14 protein-coding genes are annotated in these 15,675 nt (G+C 73.5%); 7 read left to right on the top strand and 7 right to left on the bottom strand.

Annotated elements, in window-relative coordinates; translation table 11 throughout:
* The first annotated feature begins 107 nt into the window (after nucleotides 1–107).
* Both ACLJQM_RS20300 and ACLJQM_RS20295 read left to right on the top strand, forming a co-directional pair.
* Complete coding sequence (locus ACLJQM_RS20300) at nucleotides 108–1,979, top strand: protein kinase domain-containing protein (protein ID WP_410632367.1); 1,872 nt, start codon at nucleotides 108–110, stop codon at nucleotides 1,977–1,979.
* Nucleotides 1,976–3,757: a serine/threonine-protein kinase gene (locus ACLJQM_RS20295; protein ID WP_410632366.1), complete on the top strand. Its 1,782-nt coding sequence runs from the start codon at nucleotides 1,976–1,978 to the stop codon at nucleotides 3,755–3,757. Before ACLJQM_RS20300 ends, ACLJQM_RS20295 begins: the two co-directional genes overlap by 4 nt.
* Nucleotide 3,758: 1 nt before the next feature.
* On the opposite strand, the gene ACLJQM_RS20290 is transcribed toward ACLJQM_RS20295, so the two are convergent.
* Complete coding sequence (locus ACLJQM_RS20290; RefSeq protein WP_410632364.1) at nucleotides 3,759–4,709, bottom strand: alpha/beta hydrolase; 951 nt, start codon at nucleotides 4,707–4,709, stop codon at nucleotides 3,759–3,761.
* A 104-nt stretch (nucleotides 4,710–4,813) separates the two neighbouring features.
* Between ACLJQM_RS20290 and ACLJQM_RS20285 the strand changes: the two genes are divergently transcribed.
* Nucleotides 4,814–5,875, top strand: coding sequence for a PucR family transcriptional regulator (locus tag ACLJQM_RS20285; protein ID WP_247023637.1), 1,062 nt, complete (start codon nucleotides 4,814–4,816; stop codon nucleotides 5,873–5,875).
* Here the strand turns inward: ACLJQM_RS20285 and ACLJQM_RS20280 are convergent.
* Nucleotides 5,859–6,818, bottom strand: a complete 960-nt coding sequence (locus tag ACLJQM_RS20280; RefSeq protein ID WP_410632363.1) for a TIGR01777 family oxidoreductase — start codon at nucleotides 6,816–6,818, stop codon at nucleotides 5,859–5,861. The genes ACLJQM_RS20285 and ACLJQM_RS20280 overlap by 17 nt on opposite strands.
* Nucleotides 6,819–6,849: 31 nt before the next feature.
* Nucleotides 6,850–7,731, bottom strand: a complete 882-nt coding sequence (locus tag ACLJQM_RS20275; protein WP_410632362.1) for a LysR family transcriptional regulator — start codon at nucleotides 7,729–7,731, stop codon at nucleotides 6,850–6,852.
* 115 nt (nucleotides 7,732–7,846) lie between these two features.
* Between ACLJQM_RS20275 and ACLJQM_RS20270 the strand changes: the two genes are divergently transcribed.
* Nucleotides 7,847–9,016, top strand: a complete 1,170-nt coding sequence (locus ACLJQM_RS20270; protein WP_410632361.1) for an MFS transporter — start codon at nucleotides 7,847–7,849, stop codon at nucleotides 9,014–9,016.
* On the opposite strand, the gene ACLJQM_RS20265 is transcribed toward ACLJQM_RS20270, so the two are convergent.
* The gene (locus tag ACLJQM_RS20265) at nucleotides 9,001–10,329 is read right to left on the bottom strand and encodes a jacalin-like lectin (RefSeq protein WP_410632360.1); all 1,329 of its coding nucleotides are present in this window, start codon (nucleotides 10,327–10,329) and stop codon (nucleotides 9,001–9,003) included. The genes ACLJQM_RS20270 and ACLJQM_RS20265 overlap by 16 nt on opposite strands.
* A 199-nt stretch (nucleotides 10,330–10,528) precedes the next feature.
* On the opposite strand from ACLJQM_RS20265, the gene ACLJQM_RS20260 reads away from it, so the two are divergent.
* Nucleotides 10,529–11,383: a universal stress protein gene (locus tag ACLJQM_RS20260; RefSeq protein WP_360769234.1), complete on the top strand. Its 855-nt coding sequence runs from the start codon at nucleotides 10,529–10,531 to the stop codon at nucleotides 11,381–11,383.
* A 40-nt stretch (nucleotides 11,384–11,423) separates the two neighbouring features.
* Nucleotides 11,424–11,834 carry a hypothetical protein gene (locus tag ACLJQM_RS20255; protein WP_410632359.1) on the top strand — a complete coding sequence of 137 codons (411 nt, stop codon included), beginning with the start codon at nucleotides 11,424–11,426 and terminating at the stop codon, nucleotides 11,832–11,834.
* Here ACLJQM_RS20255 and ACLJQM_RS20250 read toward each other — a convergent pair.
* Complete coding sequence (locus tag ACLJQM_RS20250) at nucleotides 11,827–12,423, bottom strand: TetR/AcrR family transcriptional regulator (RefSeq protein ID WP_410632358.1); 597 nt, start codon at nucleotides 12,421–12,423, stop codon at nucleotides 11,827–11,829. The genes ACLJQM_RS20255 and ACLJQM_RS20250 overlap by 8 nt on opposite strands.
* Before the next feature lie 37 nt (nucleotides 12,424–12,460).
* Between ACLJQM_RS20250 and ACLJQM_RS20245 the strand changes: the two genes are divergently transcribed.
* Nucleotides 12,461–12,808, top strand: a complete 348-nt coding sequence (locus ACLJQM_RS20245) for a cytoplasmic protein (protein ID WP_247023645.1) — start codon at nucleotides 12,461–12,463, stop codon at nucleotides 12,806–12,808.
* A 633-nt stretch (nucleotides 12,809–13,441) separates the two neighbouring features.
* On the opposite strand, the gene ACLJQM_RS20240 is transcribed toward ACLJQM_RS20245, so the two are convergent.
* Both ACLJQM_RS20240 and ACLJQM_RS20235 read right to left on the bottom strand, forming a co-directional pair.
* Nucleotides 13,442–14,665: a DUF222 domain-containing protein gene (locus tag ACLJQM_RS20240; protein WP_410632357.1), complete on the bottom strand. Its 1,224-nt coding sequence runs from the start codon at nucleotides 14,663–14,665 to the stop codon at nucleotides 13,442–13,444.
* Between the two features lie 43 nt (nucleotides 14,666–14,708).
* Nucleotides 14,709–15,674, bottom strand: a complete 966-nt coding sequence (locus ACLJQM_RS20235) for a GDSL-type esterase/lipase family protein (RefSeq protein ID WP_410632356.1) — start codon at nucleotides 15,672–15,674, stop codon at nucleotides 14,709–14,711.
* Between the last annotated feature and the right edge of the window lies 1 nt (nucleotide 15,675).

Raw genomic sequence — 15,675 nt, 5'->3', positions numbered from 1 at the left:
TGGCCTGACCTGCGGGTGCGCCGGGCCGGGGGTCCCGGCGCACCCGGAGTGCGCGTTCCGTCCTTGCCCCGCGGTCCGACGTTCTACCATCGCCCGCGGAGGTGGGTGTGGAGCCGTTGGGACCGGGTGAACCGGCGCGGGCCGGGCGGTACCGGCTGCTCGCCGCGGTCGGCGCGGGCGGGATGGGACGGGTGCTGCTCGGCGTCGGCCCGGACGGCAGGCTCGCCGCCGTCAAGCGGGTCCACCGGCAGTTCGCGCACGACCCGGGCTTCCGCGAGCGGTTCCGCCGCGAGGTCGAGGTCTCGCGGCTGGTCTCGGGTGCCTACACCGCGGCGGTGCTGGACGCCGACCCGTTCGCGCCGGCGCCGTGGCTCGCCTCGGTCTTCGTCGCCGGGCCGTCGCTGCAGGAAGCCGTCGACGCGACCGGGCCGCTGCCGCCCGCCGCGGTCCGGCACCTCGCCGCCGGGCTCGCGGCCGCGCTGACCGGCATCCACCGCGCCGGGCTGGTGCACCGGGACCTGAAGCCGGGCAACGTCCTGCTCGCCGAGGACGGGCCCCGCGTCATCGACTTCGGCATCGCCCGCGCCGCGGAAGGCGCCACCGACCTGACGCACACCGGCGTCATCCTGGGTTCGCCGGCGTTCATGTCGCCGGAGCAGGCGGACGGGCGGCCGCTGACCCCGGCGAGCGACGTCTTCTCCCTGGGTGCCCTGCTCGTGCTCGCCGCCACCGGGCGCAGCCCCTTCGCCGGGGCGTCGGCGCCGCAGTCGCTCTACAACGTCGTCCACACGCACCCGGATCTGCGGGCCCTGCCGCCGGACCTGCGCGCGCTCGCCGAGTCGTGCCTCGCCAAGGACCCGGCCCGGCGGCCCACACCCGCGCAGCTGCTCGAACTGCTCGGACCGCTGCCGCCGGTGCAGCGCCCCTGGCCGCCCGCCGTGCACGCGCTGATCGCCCGCCGCCAGGCCGAGGTCTCGGCCGTCGTGGCCAAGCCGCCGAAGCCGCGCCGACGCCTGCGGGTCGCGCTCGCCGCCACCGCGGCCGCCGTCGTCCTCGGCGGCACGATCACCGCCGTCGCCCTGCTGAACGGCGACGACGGCGCGACCGCCGCCCCGGCGAACAGCACCCCGCCAGCACCGGCCACGACGACGTCCGCGCCGAACCCCGACCCGCTCGGCCCGGACAAGCTGCGCGGGGCCGACCCCTGCGCGGTGCTGCCGTCGGTGCCCGGGACCGGGAAGCTCACGCCGAAGATCGGCGTCCACTTCTTCGCCTGCACCTACGAGACGGCGCAGGGCCAGTGGCTGGAGCTGACGATCGGTGGCCCGGTCGCGGCCAAGGGGACGCCCGCCGGAGAGCTCGACGGCCGGCCGCTGAGCGTCGAGGACGAGACGACCCGCTGCACCGCGGCCTTGCCCGTCGTGGACCGCCCGGCCGCCACCATCGGCGTCGAGGCGAGTGACGCGGCCGGGAAGTTCGCCAAGCCGTGCGACACGGCGAAGGCCGCCCTCGGCGAAGCGGTGAAGCGGCTCCGGAGCTTCGATTCCCCTGTGCCGCAGGGAAGTCTCGCGCCGGTCGACCCGTGCGGGCTCGTCCCGGCGGCGACCGCCCAGCGGATCCTCGGCCCGGTCACCAAGGTCGAACCGACCGGGCTGCACGAATGCCACTGGCAGGTCGGCGGCGAAGTGACGCTGACGCTCGAACGCGGCAGCCGGCCGTTCGTGTCGAAGGATTCCTACTACGACTCGGCGGGCACCGTCGACCTCGACGGCGTCACCGCCTTCTTCACCACCAAGCGGTTCAACCCGGCGAAGGTGCTCTGCAGCCTGACCTGGCTGCACCGGCCGATCGACGAACGGATGTCGGAGAACGTGACCGTCGCCTACAGCACGTCCGCGGGCTCGCTGGGTCCCGACGAGACCTGCCGCCGCACGCGGGACTTCGCCAAGGCGGCCCGGCCGGGGCTGCCGAAGCCGTGAAGCCACTCGAAGCGGGCGAGGCCCGCACCGCCGGGAAGTACCGCCTGATCGCCGAACTCGGCGAGGGCGGCATGGGCCGCGTCCTGCTGGGCGTGGCCCCCGACGGGCGGCTCGTCGCGCTCAAGCAGGTGCACGCCGAGTTCGCGCGCGACCCGCACTTCCGCGGCCGGTTCCGGCAGGAAGTCGTGGCCTCGCAACGGGTCTCGGGAGCGTTCACGGCGGCCGTCATGGACGCCGATCCCGACGCCGAAACGCCGTGGCTGGCGTCGGTGTTCGTCACCGGGCCGTCGCTGAAGGAAGCCGTCGAAGCGACCGGGCCGCTGCCGGTCGAGGCCGTGCGCAGGCTCGCCGTCGGGCTGGCGACCGCGTTGACCGAGATCCACCGCGTGGGCCTGATCCACCGCGACCTCAAGCCCGGCAACGTGTTGCTCACCGGCGACGGGCCACGCGTCATCGACTTCGGCATCGCGCGCGCCGCCGAGGGCGGGGCGGACCTCACCGGGACCGGCGGCATCGTGGGCTCCCCCGCGTTCATGTCGCCGGAGCAGGCCGAAAGCCGGCCGCTGACCCCGGCGAGCGACGTCTTCTCCCTCGGCGGCCTGCTCGTCATGGCGGCCACCGGACGCGGGCCCTTCACCGGTTCGACGACGGCGCAGCTGCTCTACAACGTCGTGCACGCCGTACCGGACCTGACCGCGGTGCCGCCCGGGCTGCGGGCGCTGGTCGAGCCGTGCCTGGCCAAGGACCCGGCGCGGCGGCCGTCGCCGGCGCAGCTCCTCGACTTCCTCGGCTCGGTGCCGCCGGGGCCGTGGCCACCGCCGGTGCACCGGCTGATCGAGGCGCAGGACACCGCGGTCCGCACCGCGCTCGCGTGGCCGGCGCCCGAGCCGCTGCCCGCCCCGCCACGGCGGCGCCGCTGGGTGCCGCTCGTCGCGGTGGCGGCCGCCCTCGTCGCGCTCGCCACCGGCAGCCTGGTGGCGGTCGAGGTGTTCGGTGCCGATCCGCCGCCGCCGAGTCAGCACCTGGACCCGGTGAGCCTGGAAACGCTGCGGCGCACCGATCCCTGCCGGGTGCTCGACGGCGTCTCGGTCGCGGACGTCGGCAAGCTGCGGGCCGAGCCGGACCCGCTGTACTTCGACCGCTGCGACTTCAAGAACCGGTCCGGCGCCAGGATCGGCGTCAAACTGGGCGATCGGATCTACGTCGAGGGCGGCCGGCCCACCGAGGACCTCGACGGCCGGCCGGTGCTGTTCAGCGAGATCAGCGGCAGCACGTGCGACGCGAGCGTCCAGCTCCCCGCCCAGCCCGAACTCGGCGTGACGGCGCTGGCGAAGACGTGCGCGCTGGCGAAAACCGCGCTCGGGACGGTGCTCCAGCGCCTCCGCGACGGCGGGATCGGGTACGCCCTGCCGCCGGGCACGCTGCTCGCGCTGGACCCGTGCCAGGTGCCCGAGAAGCCCGAGGCGGTGCTGGGCCCGGTCCGCCAGGTCACGCTCAACCGCCTCCGCGAGTGCGAGTGGACGGCCACGACGTCGCTGCAGCTGACGTTCGAAAAGCTGACCGTGGTCCCGGAGGAGGGCACACCGGTCGACCTCGGCGGGGTGCCGGCCACCCGCCGCGAAACCGGCGACAGCTGCACGGTGACGTGGAACCACCGCCGGTTCGACGCGACGCAGGCGGAGCACGTCCGGCTCTTCGCGACGAAGCCGGGCGGCGGCGCCTGCGACGCGGCGGTGGCGTTCGGCAAAGCGCTGGTGGGCAAGCTGCCCCGGCCGTGAGTCAGCCGCGCAGCCCGCGGCGCAGGGCCTCGACCTCGTCGGCGAACATCCGGCGCGAGATCCCGGCCGCCTCGACCATGCCGGAGCCGTGGAACGTACCCGGGTAGTGGCGGAGCTCGACCGCGACACCCGCGTGGGCCAGGCGCTGGGCGTACTCGATGCCTTCGTCGCGCAGCGGGTCGAACTGGCACGTCGTCACGAACGCGGGCGGCAGGCCGGCCAGGTCGGTGGCGCGGGCCGGGGCCGCGTACGGGGAAACGCCGTCGCCGCCCGGTTCCGCGCCGAGGTAGCTCGTCCAGCTGAAGATCGCGTTCGGGCGGTTCCAGACCGGGGTGTCGACGTACGCCCGCATCGACGGGGTGGTGAGCCGGTCGTCCAGTTCCGGGATGCCGAGGTACTGGAAGGCGAGCGCGGGGCCGCCGCGGTCGCGGGCCAGCAGCGCGACCGCCGCGGAGAGGCCGCCGCCCGCGCTCTCGCCGGCGACGCCGAGACGGGCCGGGTCGACGCCCAGCTCGTCGGCCTTGGCTTCGAGCCAGGTCAGGGCCGCGTAGCAGTCTTCGACCGGCGCCGGGAACGGGTGCTCGGGCGCGAGCCGGTAGTCGACCGAGACGATCACGATGCCGAGCTCGTCGACCAGGCGGAGCAGGGAGGTGTGGAACATGTCGAGGTCGCCGAGGACGAACCCGCCACCGTGGATGTAGAGCAGTCCGGGCACGGCTTCGGTGCGCCCGGCCGGGGTGTAGACGCGCACCGGCACGTCCGGGGCGTCGGACGGGCCGGGCACCGCGGTGTCCCGGACGTCGATCGGGTCGGCCGGCTCGTAGCTCGGGAGGACTTCTCCCAGCTGCGACATCGAAGACCGCGCGGCCAGCAGGGATTCGTGGTCGGTCAGGGCCACCGCCGGCAGCATGTCCAGCCAGGGCAGCAGCTCGGGGTCGATCGCGTAGGTCATGCCCCCGATCATCGGCCGCCCGCCCGGCCCGGGCCACCGCCACGCGGCGGGCGTTGGTGCCGCGGAACTCGCCATCCGGCGGCGAGCGCGCCTATCGTGACGGCATGAAGGGGCTGCTGCTGCGGCTGTCCGGCCTCGACGCCGACGCCGAGAACGCCGTGCGGGTGATCGGGTTCTTCGACCGCTTGATCACCGCGCGAGCGGACCTCGACACCCTGGTCCGCACGACGGCCGACCTCGCGGGCTGCCCGGTCGGCGTGCACGCGCCGGGCCGCGGCCTGTCCCTGCGCGCGGCCCCGGGCGGCGAGGTTTCGGCGCCGGGGACGGCACCGACCGGGTCGGCGGTCCGCTCGCTGGAGGGCGGGGTGGCCGTGTGGGTGGCTCGCGCGGGCGCGCCGCTGCCGCTGGACGACATGCTGCTGGAGCGGTTCGCGATCGCGACGGCGATCTTGCTGGAGCACTCCGGCGTGCCGACGCCGGAACTCGGGGATCCGGCGCTGGTGGAGCTGGCCCTCACGGAGGACGCCGGGACGGCGGAGCGCTCCCGGGCACTGCACCTGCTGGGGTTCGGCCCGTCGGCCCGGCTGCGGGTGCTGGCCACGGTGGGCGGGGAGGTACCCGCGGGCCGGTCGGCGCTGCTCGGGAACGTGCGGGCGGTGCTGGTCGCGGATGCCCCGCGGTCGCCCGCCGGCTCCGGTGCGCAGGCGACCGCGACCCCGGCCGGTCACCGCGTGGGCGTCGGCCCCGTCGTACCCGCCATCGAGGTCGCTCGCTCCTGGGCCGCCGCGCGGACCGCGCTCAAGTTCACCTCCGACGGCGACCCCGTCGTCTCGTGGGAGCGGCTCGGCAGCCTCGCCGCCTTCGAGGGCGCGCTCTCCCCCGCCGGCCTCGCCGAACTCGCCGACGTCCGCGCGCTCGACCGGCTCGCCGCCGAGACCCACGGGGAAGACACCCTCGCCGCGCTCGAGGCCCTGTGCGCCACCGGGTCGGCTCGCAAGGCGGCCGCGGTGCTGCACCGGCACCACAGCACCATGCCGGCGCGGCTCGCGCGGGCCGAGGCCGTGCTCGGGTTCGACGTCGACTCCCCCGCCGGCCGCTTCCGGTTGCACCTCGCCTTGATGCTGCGGCGGTTGCGGGACAACGCCGAACTCAGCCGACCGTCCTGAGTGGACCGCGCACCAGGTCCGCCGCCGCGGCGGGCCAGGACGGGAAGGCGAACTCGAAACCGGCCTCCAGCAGCCGTCCCGGTACCACGAAACGGCTCTTCAGCAGCAGCTCCGGGTCGCTGCGCAGCACGAACGCGCCGAGCGCGGCCATCCACCTCGTCGCCGGCAGTCCGAACGGGACACCCGCGGCCGTGCGCAGTGACCGCAGGAACTCCTTGTACGGCAACGGTTCCGGGGCCGCCAGGTTCACCGGGCCGCTCAGCTCCTCGTGCTCGACGAGGAAGTCGATCGCCCGGAGCAGGTCGGCCTCGTGGATCCACGACATGTACTGCCCGCCGCCGGCGACCGGGCCACCGAGGCCGAGCCGCGTCAGGCGGAGCAGCATCTCGAACGCCCCGCCCGGTTCCGGGCTCATCACCATCGACGTCCGCAGCGCGACCTTGCGCGTGTGCGGCGTGTCGGCGAGCTCCTGCTCGCGCTCCCACGCCCGCGCGATGTCGACGCTGGAGGACCAGTACGCCGGCACGTCCGGCTCGGCGCCACCCAGGACGCCGGTGGCCTCGTCGTTCGGGGTGTCGTGGCGGTGCGCGTAGATCGTCGCCGTGCTCATCTGCAGCCAGAGCCGCGGCGGCCGCGCGGCGCGTTCGATCGCGCCGCCGACGACCCGCGCGGAGTCGACGCGGGAGTTCCACATCTCCCGCAGGTTCGCCCGGGTGTAGCGGCAGTTCACCGATCGGCCCGCCAGGTTGACGACCACGTCGCTGCCGTCGATCTCCGCCGTCCACGGCCCCGCGCTCCGCCCGTCCCAACCGGCGGTGCGCACGCCCGGCTCCGCGGCGGCCGACCCGCGCGTCAGGACGACGACCTCGTGCCCGCCGCCCGCCAGCGCCCGGCTCAGCACGCGCCCCAAGTGTCCGGTCCCGCCCGGTATCACGACCTTCATGACCCCACCGTACCGAAAGAGTTGAACGCGTTCAAATACTCTTCTCGACGAGGTCGAGCAGCGTCCGCAGCGCCCGGCTCGGCGGCTTGGCCGCGGCGGTGACCAGGTTGAGCGGCCAGTCCAGCCCGGCGCCGGCCAGCGGCCGGACCACGACGTCCGCGTCGGCCGGCGCGGGCGTGTCCGGGACGACCGCGACGCCGAGCCCGGCGCGCACGTACCCCGGGACCGGGCGCAGGTCGGCGACCTCGACGGTGACCCGCCGCGGCGAGCCGAGCGCGTCGAAGGCCCGGTCCAGCAGGACCCGGTTGCCGAACCCGCGCGGGGTGTCGATGAACGCCTCGCCGGCGAGGTCGGCCAGCCGGACGGCCTTCCGGGCGGCGAGCCGGTGCGTGGCCGGCAGCACCACGACGAACGGGCGCGTGTCGACCAGCAGCACGTCCAGCCCGGCGAGGTCGGTCTCGGGCAGGCCCACCAGAGCGACGTCGAGCCGGCCCTGGCGGACCTCGTCGGCCAGCCCGGTGGAGCCGGTGATCGACACCGTCACGTGGATGTCCACCAGCGGGTAGCGCCGGTGGAACGCGCCGAGCAGCGCGGGCAGGTCGACGCCGCCGATCGACGTCAGCGTGCCGATGCGCAGGCTGCCGCGCAGGCCCTCCGAGGCCTCCTGGACGGTCGCGCGCGCCCGTTCGAGGGCCTCGATCGCCGCTTTGGCCTCGGGCAGGAACGCGGCACCCGCGGCCGACAGCGCGACCCGGCGGGTGGACCGGTCGAACAGCCGCGTGCCGAGCTCGGCTTCGAGGGACCGCACGGCGGCGGACACGGTGGACTGCACCGCGAACACCCGCTGGGCGGCCCGGGTGAAGCTGAGTTCCTCGGCGACGGCGACGAAGTACTCGAGCTGACGCGTCTCCATCCACCCAATCTATCGGCTTGACCGATAACTGGGACCAGCACTTTTCGTTGGACTTGCTGAGTCGGCGGGGTGATCGTGGACAGCGGAAGATCCACTGGCGTTCTGGAAGGTCCCGATGTCCGTCACCCTGTCCCCCGCCCGGCTCCGCGTGAGCCACGGGCTGGGTTTCCGCGTCGTCGCGGTCGCGTTCGCGACGGCGCTCGCGTTCTCCACCCTGCCGACCCCGCTCTACGCGCTTTACCAGCAGCGGGACGGCTTCCCCGCTTTCCTCGTCACGGTGATCTTCGCCGCCTACGCGGTCGGCGTGATGCTCAGCCTTTACCTCGCCGGGCACGTCAGCGACTGGCTCGGGCGCCGCCGCGTCCTGCTCGCCGGGCTGCTCGCGGAAGCCCTCGCCGCCGCGCTCTTCCTGCTGTGGCCGGACGTTCCCGGCCTGATCGTCGCGCGGCTCCTCAGCGGCGCGGGGATCGGCGTCATCACCGCGACGGCCACCGCGCACCTGTCCGAGCTGCGGGCCCCCGCGCTCACCGCGACCGTCGTGAACGCCGGTGGTCTGGCCCTCGGCCCGCTCGTGGGCGGGGTGTTCGCGCGGTTCGCCGTCCACCCGCTGAGCACGCCGTTCGCGGTGTTCCTGGTCGTGCTCCTGCTCGAAGCGATCGCGGTGAGCCTGGTGCCGGAGACGGTCGAACGCCGGGAAGAGCGCCCGGCCTACCGCCCGCAGCGGCTCTCGCTGCCGCCTTCGGCCCGGCGCGAGTTCACCGGCGCCGCGATCGGCGCGTTCGCGGCGTTCGCGCTGAGCGGCCTGTTCATGGCACTCGCCCCGGCTTTGCTGGCGCACGAACTGCACGAGCCGTCCCGCCTGCTCGCCGGGCTCGCGCCGTTCACCATGCTGGGCAGCGCGACGCTCGCCCAGATCGCGTTCTCACGCCTCGGCACGCGCGCGCAGCTGCGGTCCGGCTACGTGCTGATGGGCACCGGCCTGGTGCTGCTGACGGCGTCGGCGTTCGCGGCCTCGCTCCCGCTGTTCTTCGCCGCCAGCGTGCTCGCGGGCGCCGGGTTCGGGCTGGGCTTCCGCGCGTCGGTCGGCACGGAGGCGGCGCTCGCGGACGACCTCACCCGCGGCGAAGTGCTGGCGGCGCTGTTCCTCGTGGCGTACGCGGGTCTGGTGCTGCCGGTGCTGCTCGTCGGGCTGGCGCTGCTCCTGGCGCCGGGTTCGGTGGCGCTGGCCGGGTTCGCGGTGCTGGAACTCGCGCTGCTCGCCTGGTCCGTTCACCGCTCGGTGTAGACGAACCCGATCTTGTCGACCTCGCCGCCGGCGCGCCCGTGGAAGCCGGCGAGCTGCCAGCCCGCCGGCGCCACGCGGGTCACGCAGTCCGCCGTCGCCGAGCCGCCGGCCAGGGTGCGGCCGGTGCTGGTCGTGAACGCCGCGGAGAAGATCCGCGTGTGGCCCTGGTAGCTGCCCTGGCACAAGGTCGCTCGCGTGACGTATTCGCCGGCGCCGAGGGTCAGCGCGGCCGCCGTCCCGCCGGTCCCGCCGTGGGTCAGCACCGTGCCGTTCTCGAGCGTGACGCCGAGCTGGTCCACCCGCGAGCCCGCGCGCAGCGAGAGCGTCCGGACGCGGGCGCCCGCTCCGACGGCGCCGACGTCGGTGAAGTAGTCGCCGTGGGGGCCGCCGAACTGCTCGGACAGGCGCAGCGCCGGGTTGCGCGTCCAGCCGAACCCGACGGTGACCGGGTCGTGGTCGGACAGCATCCGGCCTTGGTCGTCGAGGAACTTCGCGTGCTCGTTGTGGTAGGCCGTCGCGTCGAGGGAGACGAGCGGGCTGCCGCGGTAGAGGACCTTGTCGACGACTTCGCAGTCGTCGGTGACGTGCTGCGGGTCGCACACCAGCGCGGGACTGCCCGGCGCGGGCGCGGACCCGCCGCGGATGAGCTGCACCCAGGCGTCGGTGAGACCGTTGTCGGCGGCGAACGCCGCGATCGTGTCCGCCGCGCGGGTGTAGCGCGTGTTGGTGTCGCCCATGACGAGCACCGGGTTGCCCGCCGAGTGGGTGCGGATGAACGCGGTCAGCTGCGCCAGGTTCGACGCGCGCGACTCCTCGTCGCCGTCGTTCGTGCCCGCGTTGGTGTGCACGTTGTACGCGTCGACGTAGACGCCCTCGGCGAGCCTCAGCCGCATGAAGGTGAATCCCTTGGGCGTCAGGCAGTCCCCGGAGTCGAACTGGCACGAGTTCCAGCGCACGCGCTCGAAGTCGCCGGTGTCGTAGGGCAGCGACGACAGCGTGTTCAGGCCGCTGCCGATCCCCGCGCCGCCGCTCGTCGGGGTGCGGTACGGGTGGTGGTCGGCCGCGTAGAGCGTGGCGTGGTAGTTGAAGTCCTCCTCGACGTGCACCACGTCGTAGGGGCCCAGCCGCTGCCCGATGGCCGTCGTGGCCGGCTCGCGGGGAGTCGGCGCGCTCGAAATGCCTTCGGGCAGCCCGGCGACGTTGTAGCTCAGCACGGAGAAGGTGCCGCCGTCGGCGGAATCGGCGTGCGCGGCGGCCGGCACCAGCGCGGTGGCCGCGCACAGCAGGACCACGACGGCGAGGCGGATCTTCACGGAGTACCTCGTTCTCCCGGGGACGAGCGACCGGAATGATCGGGCGGCGCCGGGACGCGCGTCAAGGGCCCGCGGAGGAATTCGGCCGAAAGCCGGACCGTTCTTTTCGCCGCCACCGTGAATTCGTCGAATTCGACCGCCGCTCGCTGATTCCGGGACATCGCCGCACGGGTCCTCGCGGCGGCCTACAGTCTTGAGGATGACCGGACCGCCGATCGTCGCCGGGGTGGATGGGTCGGCCGAGTCGCTCGATGCCGTCCGCTGGGCCGCGCGGGCCGCGCGTTTGCGGGGCGCGCCGCTCGAAGTCGTGCATGCCCTCGATGTGCCCGCGCTGCTCGCCGGTGGGGTCGTGCCGCCGCCGGACGAGCTGGTGGACGGCCTGCGGGCGCGGGGCCGGCGGGCGTTGCGGATCGCGCGGGAGCTCGCCGCCGCGCAGGGTGTCGATGATGCGGCCACGCGGCTCGATCCCGATCGGGCGGCGCAGGCGCTGATCGACGCGTCGAGGTCCGCCGCATTGCTCGTCGTCGGCTCGGCCGGGCACGGGCGGCTCACCAGCCTGCTCGCCGGCTCGGTCGCCGCGGCCGTCGGGACGCACGCCCGGTGCGACACCGTCGTCGTCCGCGGGGACGGCTGGGACGAGCCGGACGCGGCGCAGCGCCCGGTCGTCACCGGGATCGACGGCAGCGAAGCCGGCAGCCGGGTCCTCGAAGCCGCGCTGGCCGAAGCGCGCACCCGCGGCGCCCCCCTCGTCGTGCTGCACGCCTGGGCGGACACGCCACCGCCGCGCGCGGATCCCCGGTGCGTCACCGAAGCCGGGCACCGGCTGCTCGGCGCGGGGGTGCTGGCCCACGACACCGGCGACGTCGAAGTCGAGCGCGTCCTGGTGCACGCCCACCCGCGGCGGGAGCTGATCGAGCGCAGCGGCGACGCCCAGCTCGTCGTCCTCGGCGACCGCGGCCGCGGCGGCTTCCCCGGTCTCCTGCTCGGTTCGACCGGCCAGGCCCTGCTGCACCACGCCGCCTGCCCGGTCCTGCTGGTCCGCACCGCCGGGTGAGGAGAAGTGAAACGGAAGTGCCGCCGTCCAGGATGGGGGCATGAAGACTGCGATCCGAGCCGGACTGGTGGCCGCGCTGGCGGGCGCCACGGTGCTGGCGGCCCCGGCCCAGGCGGCCACGATCACCCAGAAGACCGCCGTCTGCCATTCCGGCGACTTCGGCGGCTCGTTCACCCTGCGCTACGAAACCTCCGGCGGCTACCACCACATGCTCGGGGCGACGACGTCGTCCGGGCCGTACATCGGCGACGCGGGCAACCTGCTGCTGCGGATCTCCTACCGCGACGGCTTCACCACGCACACGATCTACACCCGGTCCGTGCCGACGTCCGGGACCACGAGCCTGACGCTGCCCCCGGGCGTCGACGTGCCGGCGACCGCGCTGGGGACGGCGTCGACGACCTTCAGCAACGGCACCGACTCCTGCATCGCGACGGTGCCGATCACGTAACCGGGTCGAGCGCCGCCCGCAGGATGGCCCGCGCGGAACCCGCCAGCACCTCGGCGGCCCGCGCGCGGTCGAGGCCGCCGATGTCGGTCAGCCAGACCAGCGACTCGATGCCGGACGCCGAGCGGATCGCCGTGGCCAGGCCGTGGACGTCCAGGTGCGGGTGCGTGTCCGCGAGCGGGACGAGGGCCTCCTCGATCCAGCGGATCGCCCGGCCCCGGCGCAGCACCGGCTGCCGGGCGCCGGGTTCCAGGGACAGCCGGAGCTGCGCGCGCAGCTGCGGCTCCCAGCGCAGGGTGAAGGCGATGAACTCCCGCATCACGAGCTCGAGCCGCGCGACGGGATCGGCGGGCGCGTCCGCGGGCAGCAGGCCGGCGTCGTCCTGGATCTCCGGGTAGGCGGCGAGCAGCAGCTCGCGCTGGTTGGGGAAGTACCGGTAGGCGGTGGTACGCGAAATCCCGGCCGCCGCGGCAGCGTCCTCGACGGTCGGCGACCCACCATCGGCGAGCAGCGCGTGCGCGGCCTCGACCAGCGCGGCCCGGGTCCGGCCCTTCTGCCGCTGCCTGCCGGTGGACTCGTATGGGACTGCCATGCCATCATGGTACTCACGTCCCACGAAGGAGGCGGCCATGACCGGTGACCCGGCCGAAACGAACCCCGAGCTGTACCAGGTGGTTTTCGAGAACGAGCGGGTGCGGGTGCTGGAGTACCGCGACCGGCCGGGCGATCGGACCGAGCCCCACCGGCACCCCGACACGGTGATGGTCACGTTGAGCGCCTTCAGCCGCCGCATCTCGTCGGGCGGCCGCGAGGTGGCGGTGGACTTGCCTGCGGGGGCGGTGCGCTGGGTGGGGGCGCAGGAGCATTCGGGCGAGAACGTCGGCACCACGCCTACGCACTCGCTGTTCGTGGAGTTGAAGGAACCCGGTGGGGCGGTGGCGGGCTCCGCGCTGGGGCCGGCCCCGGCTGGCGGGTAGGGAGTTTTGCGTGCGGGCAGCACGGTCGGGCTTGGGAGGCGTTTGTTGCGGTGCGCGGCTGGCTCGAGGCTGCCGCGAGTGAGGGCGCCGGGGGAGCTCGGCAGTTGCGGTGACAGGCCAGTGCAGTGAGGCCGCGGCTGAAGGGCCGCCACAGGAAGCCCAGCAGTTGCGGCGAACAGCCAGTCCAGTGACCCAGCGACAGAGGACCACCGCGGAAAGCTCGCCAGCTGAGCGAACGGCCAGCACAGCGATACCGCGACTGAAGGGCCGCCCTCGAGAAGCTCGGCAGTTGCGGCAAATGGCCAGTCCAGTGACCCAGCGAGGGAGGACTGCCGCGGAAAGCTCAGCAATTACGATGAACGGCCAGCGCAGCGATGCCCCGAGCGAAGGACCGCTGCAGGAAGCTCGGCAGTTGCGTGGAAAGGCCAGTGCAGTGAGGCCGCGGGTGAGGGGCCACCGCGGGGAGGCTGGGTGCCGCCGGTGCCAGGATTGGTGCGGGTCCGGGGATTGCTTGCGGCGGGTTCGCCGACCGATCGGGCGTCGGAGGATGGCGGGCTTCGTCGATCATGCGAGTGGTGTCGTGGGTGTAGGCCCGTAGCCGGTGGCTGCGGGCCTTTCCCGTGTTCGGTTGTGTCAGGCTGCGAATGGGAGTGGCTGGTGGATGTTATTGCGCCTGGGTTTTCGGTGCTTGTCCAGGAAGCGTGGAGGTAGGAATTCGGGGTGGCCGTCGGAGGCGAGGCGGACCTGCCAACCCGAGCGATGCATCAGCCGGTGATGATGAGCGCAGAGCAGCACCAGGTTGGCCAGGTCCGTGGGGCCGCCGTTGGCCCAGTGGCGGATGTGGTGGCCTTGGCAGTGCCGGGGTGGGCGGTGGCAGCCGGGGAAGGCGCAGCCTCGGTCACGGAGGAACAGGGCTCGGCGGAGGCCGGGTGAGATCAGGCGGCGAGCTCGGCCCAGGTCCAGGGGTTCGCTGGTGGCGCCGAGGACGGTGGGGATCAGTTTGCAGTCGCAGGCGTGGATGCGGGCTTCGACCGCGGAGATCAGGCCGGTGTCGCCCAGGGTCGCCTGGCCGAGGCCGGATTGCAGGTCCGACAGGGAGACGGCGACGAGGACGTGGGCGCGTTCACCGGCCTGGGTCGGGAGCTCTGGGGAGTTCAGGGCCAGGTCGATGGCGTCGGAGAAGGCGTCGCCGTAGCGTTCCTGTGGGGAACGGAAGTCTCCGCCGTCGTCGGCGGTGCGGCGTTCGGCCAGGGCGTCGAGCAGGGCGCTGGCTCGGGTGCCGGTTTCGTCGTCGAAGCGGCCGGTGAGTTCCCAGGTTCCGGTGCGCCTGCGGCGTAACGAGAGTTCGCGGGTCGGGGTGGCGGGCTCGACATCGACCGGCTCGGCGCCGTCGGGGTCGAGGTGGGACAGGATCCGGGTGCCGAGGGCGGCGACTTGTTTGTGGCCTGCGTCGGCGGCGAAGGCGAGCAGGTTCTGTTCGGCGGTGTCGCGGTGTTCGAGGGGGATGGGGGTGAGGGCGGTGATGATGGTGTCGATCATCGGGGTGCTCAGGGAGCCCGTCAGAGCGGCAGCGCCGGTGGCGGGGGCGACAGCGGGCGTGGCGTCGAGGGTGTGAGCAGAGGTGAGGGAGAGGGCTCGGGTGACGGTGCGTTGGGCAGCCGCGTGGGGAATGTCGGCGAGGTGCTCCAGTAAGCGGGAAGTGGAGCGGTAGCCGAACAGTTCCATGACCCCGCGGGATTCGATTTCCACCAGCAGAGTCCCGATTTCCGCCTCGGCAGACCGCACGACGGTGAGCAGCCCGCGGAGGCGGTCGGCCAAGGCCTCCGCGTCTGTCTGCCACACCGCTTCTCTGTCCACACAACAAGATTACCCGACACCCGAACATCTGTTCATCACTCGATCAGGCGAACAAAACCGGAGCGAGAATCGGAGCCAACCGGTCGGCGACCTTCGTGTGGCCCCCGTCGTTCGGGTGGCCGTCGCCGTCCGCGTAGTCCGTTCCCGTTGTCAGCCAGCCTTCCGTGGTGATGAACCGGACCTTCGGGTCGCCCGTCGCCGCGACCGCGTTCTTCGTCTCCGTCACGTACCGCTTCTTCAACGTCTCGAACGCGAACAGTGTCGCGTTCGGGTACTTCGCCCTGATGTCCCGCAGAAGCTTCGTGTACGCCGCCTGGAAAGCCGGTCCGCTGACACCGTGCCCGGCGTCGTTGGTGCCGAGGTTGATCACCACCGCCGTCGCCTGGTAGCGCGTGAAGTCCCAGGCCGTGTCGCCCGTGCTGTCCGTGCGGAAGAACTGCGCCGCCTGCCCGACACAGCCCGACGCCGCCACCAGGCAGTAGCCGGAACGCGCGATCTGCGTGTGGCGCACCCCGAGCCGCTCCCCCACCTGCCAGCCGTACGCGGAAAGCGCCAGTTTGCTCGTCAGCGCGCCGTACGTGATCGAGTCGCCGACGAACTCCAGCAGCTTCGGCGGCGGTGTCACCGGCGCCGTCGACGCTCCCGCGTCCAGGACCAGGCCCTGGAAGATCGTGTCGCCGGACCGGTAGGACAGCCGCAGTGAATGCGTGCCGGCGGGCAGTGCCGACGGCGTCAGCGGGACCGTCCCCTTCACCCCGGCGAAGAACACGTCGGGGCCGTTGTCGATGCTCGCGTAGAAGTTCACCGCCGCCCGGGCCTTCACCTTCACCGTCGTGCCGGTGACCTTCGCGGTGACGTACGCGCCGGCCCAGTGCGGGACCGCGCCGGCGGACTCGGTGGTCCACCGGCCGGTGTAGGCGAGGTTCGCGTCGGTGACCGGGACGTCCGCGGCCGCCGCCGGGGCGAGCGACACCGACGCCACCGCGGCGATCGTCAGGAACAGGCGCATG

Source organism: Amycolatopsis sp. cmx-4-83 (genome assembly GCF_046548815.1).
Taxonomy (GTDB): Bacteria; Actinomycetota; Actinomycetes; order Mycobacteriales; family Pseudonocardiaceae; genus Amycolatopsis; species Amycolatopsis pretoriensis_A.
Note: the sequence above shows the minus strand (reverse complement) of the source record. Positions and strands in the feature narration are given on the sequence as shown.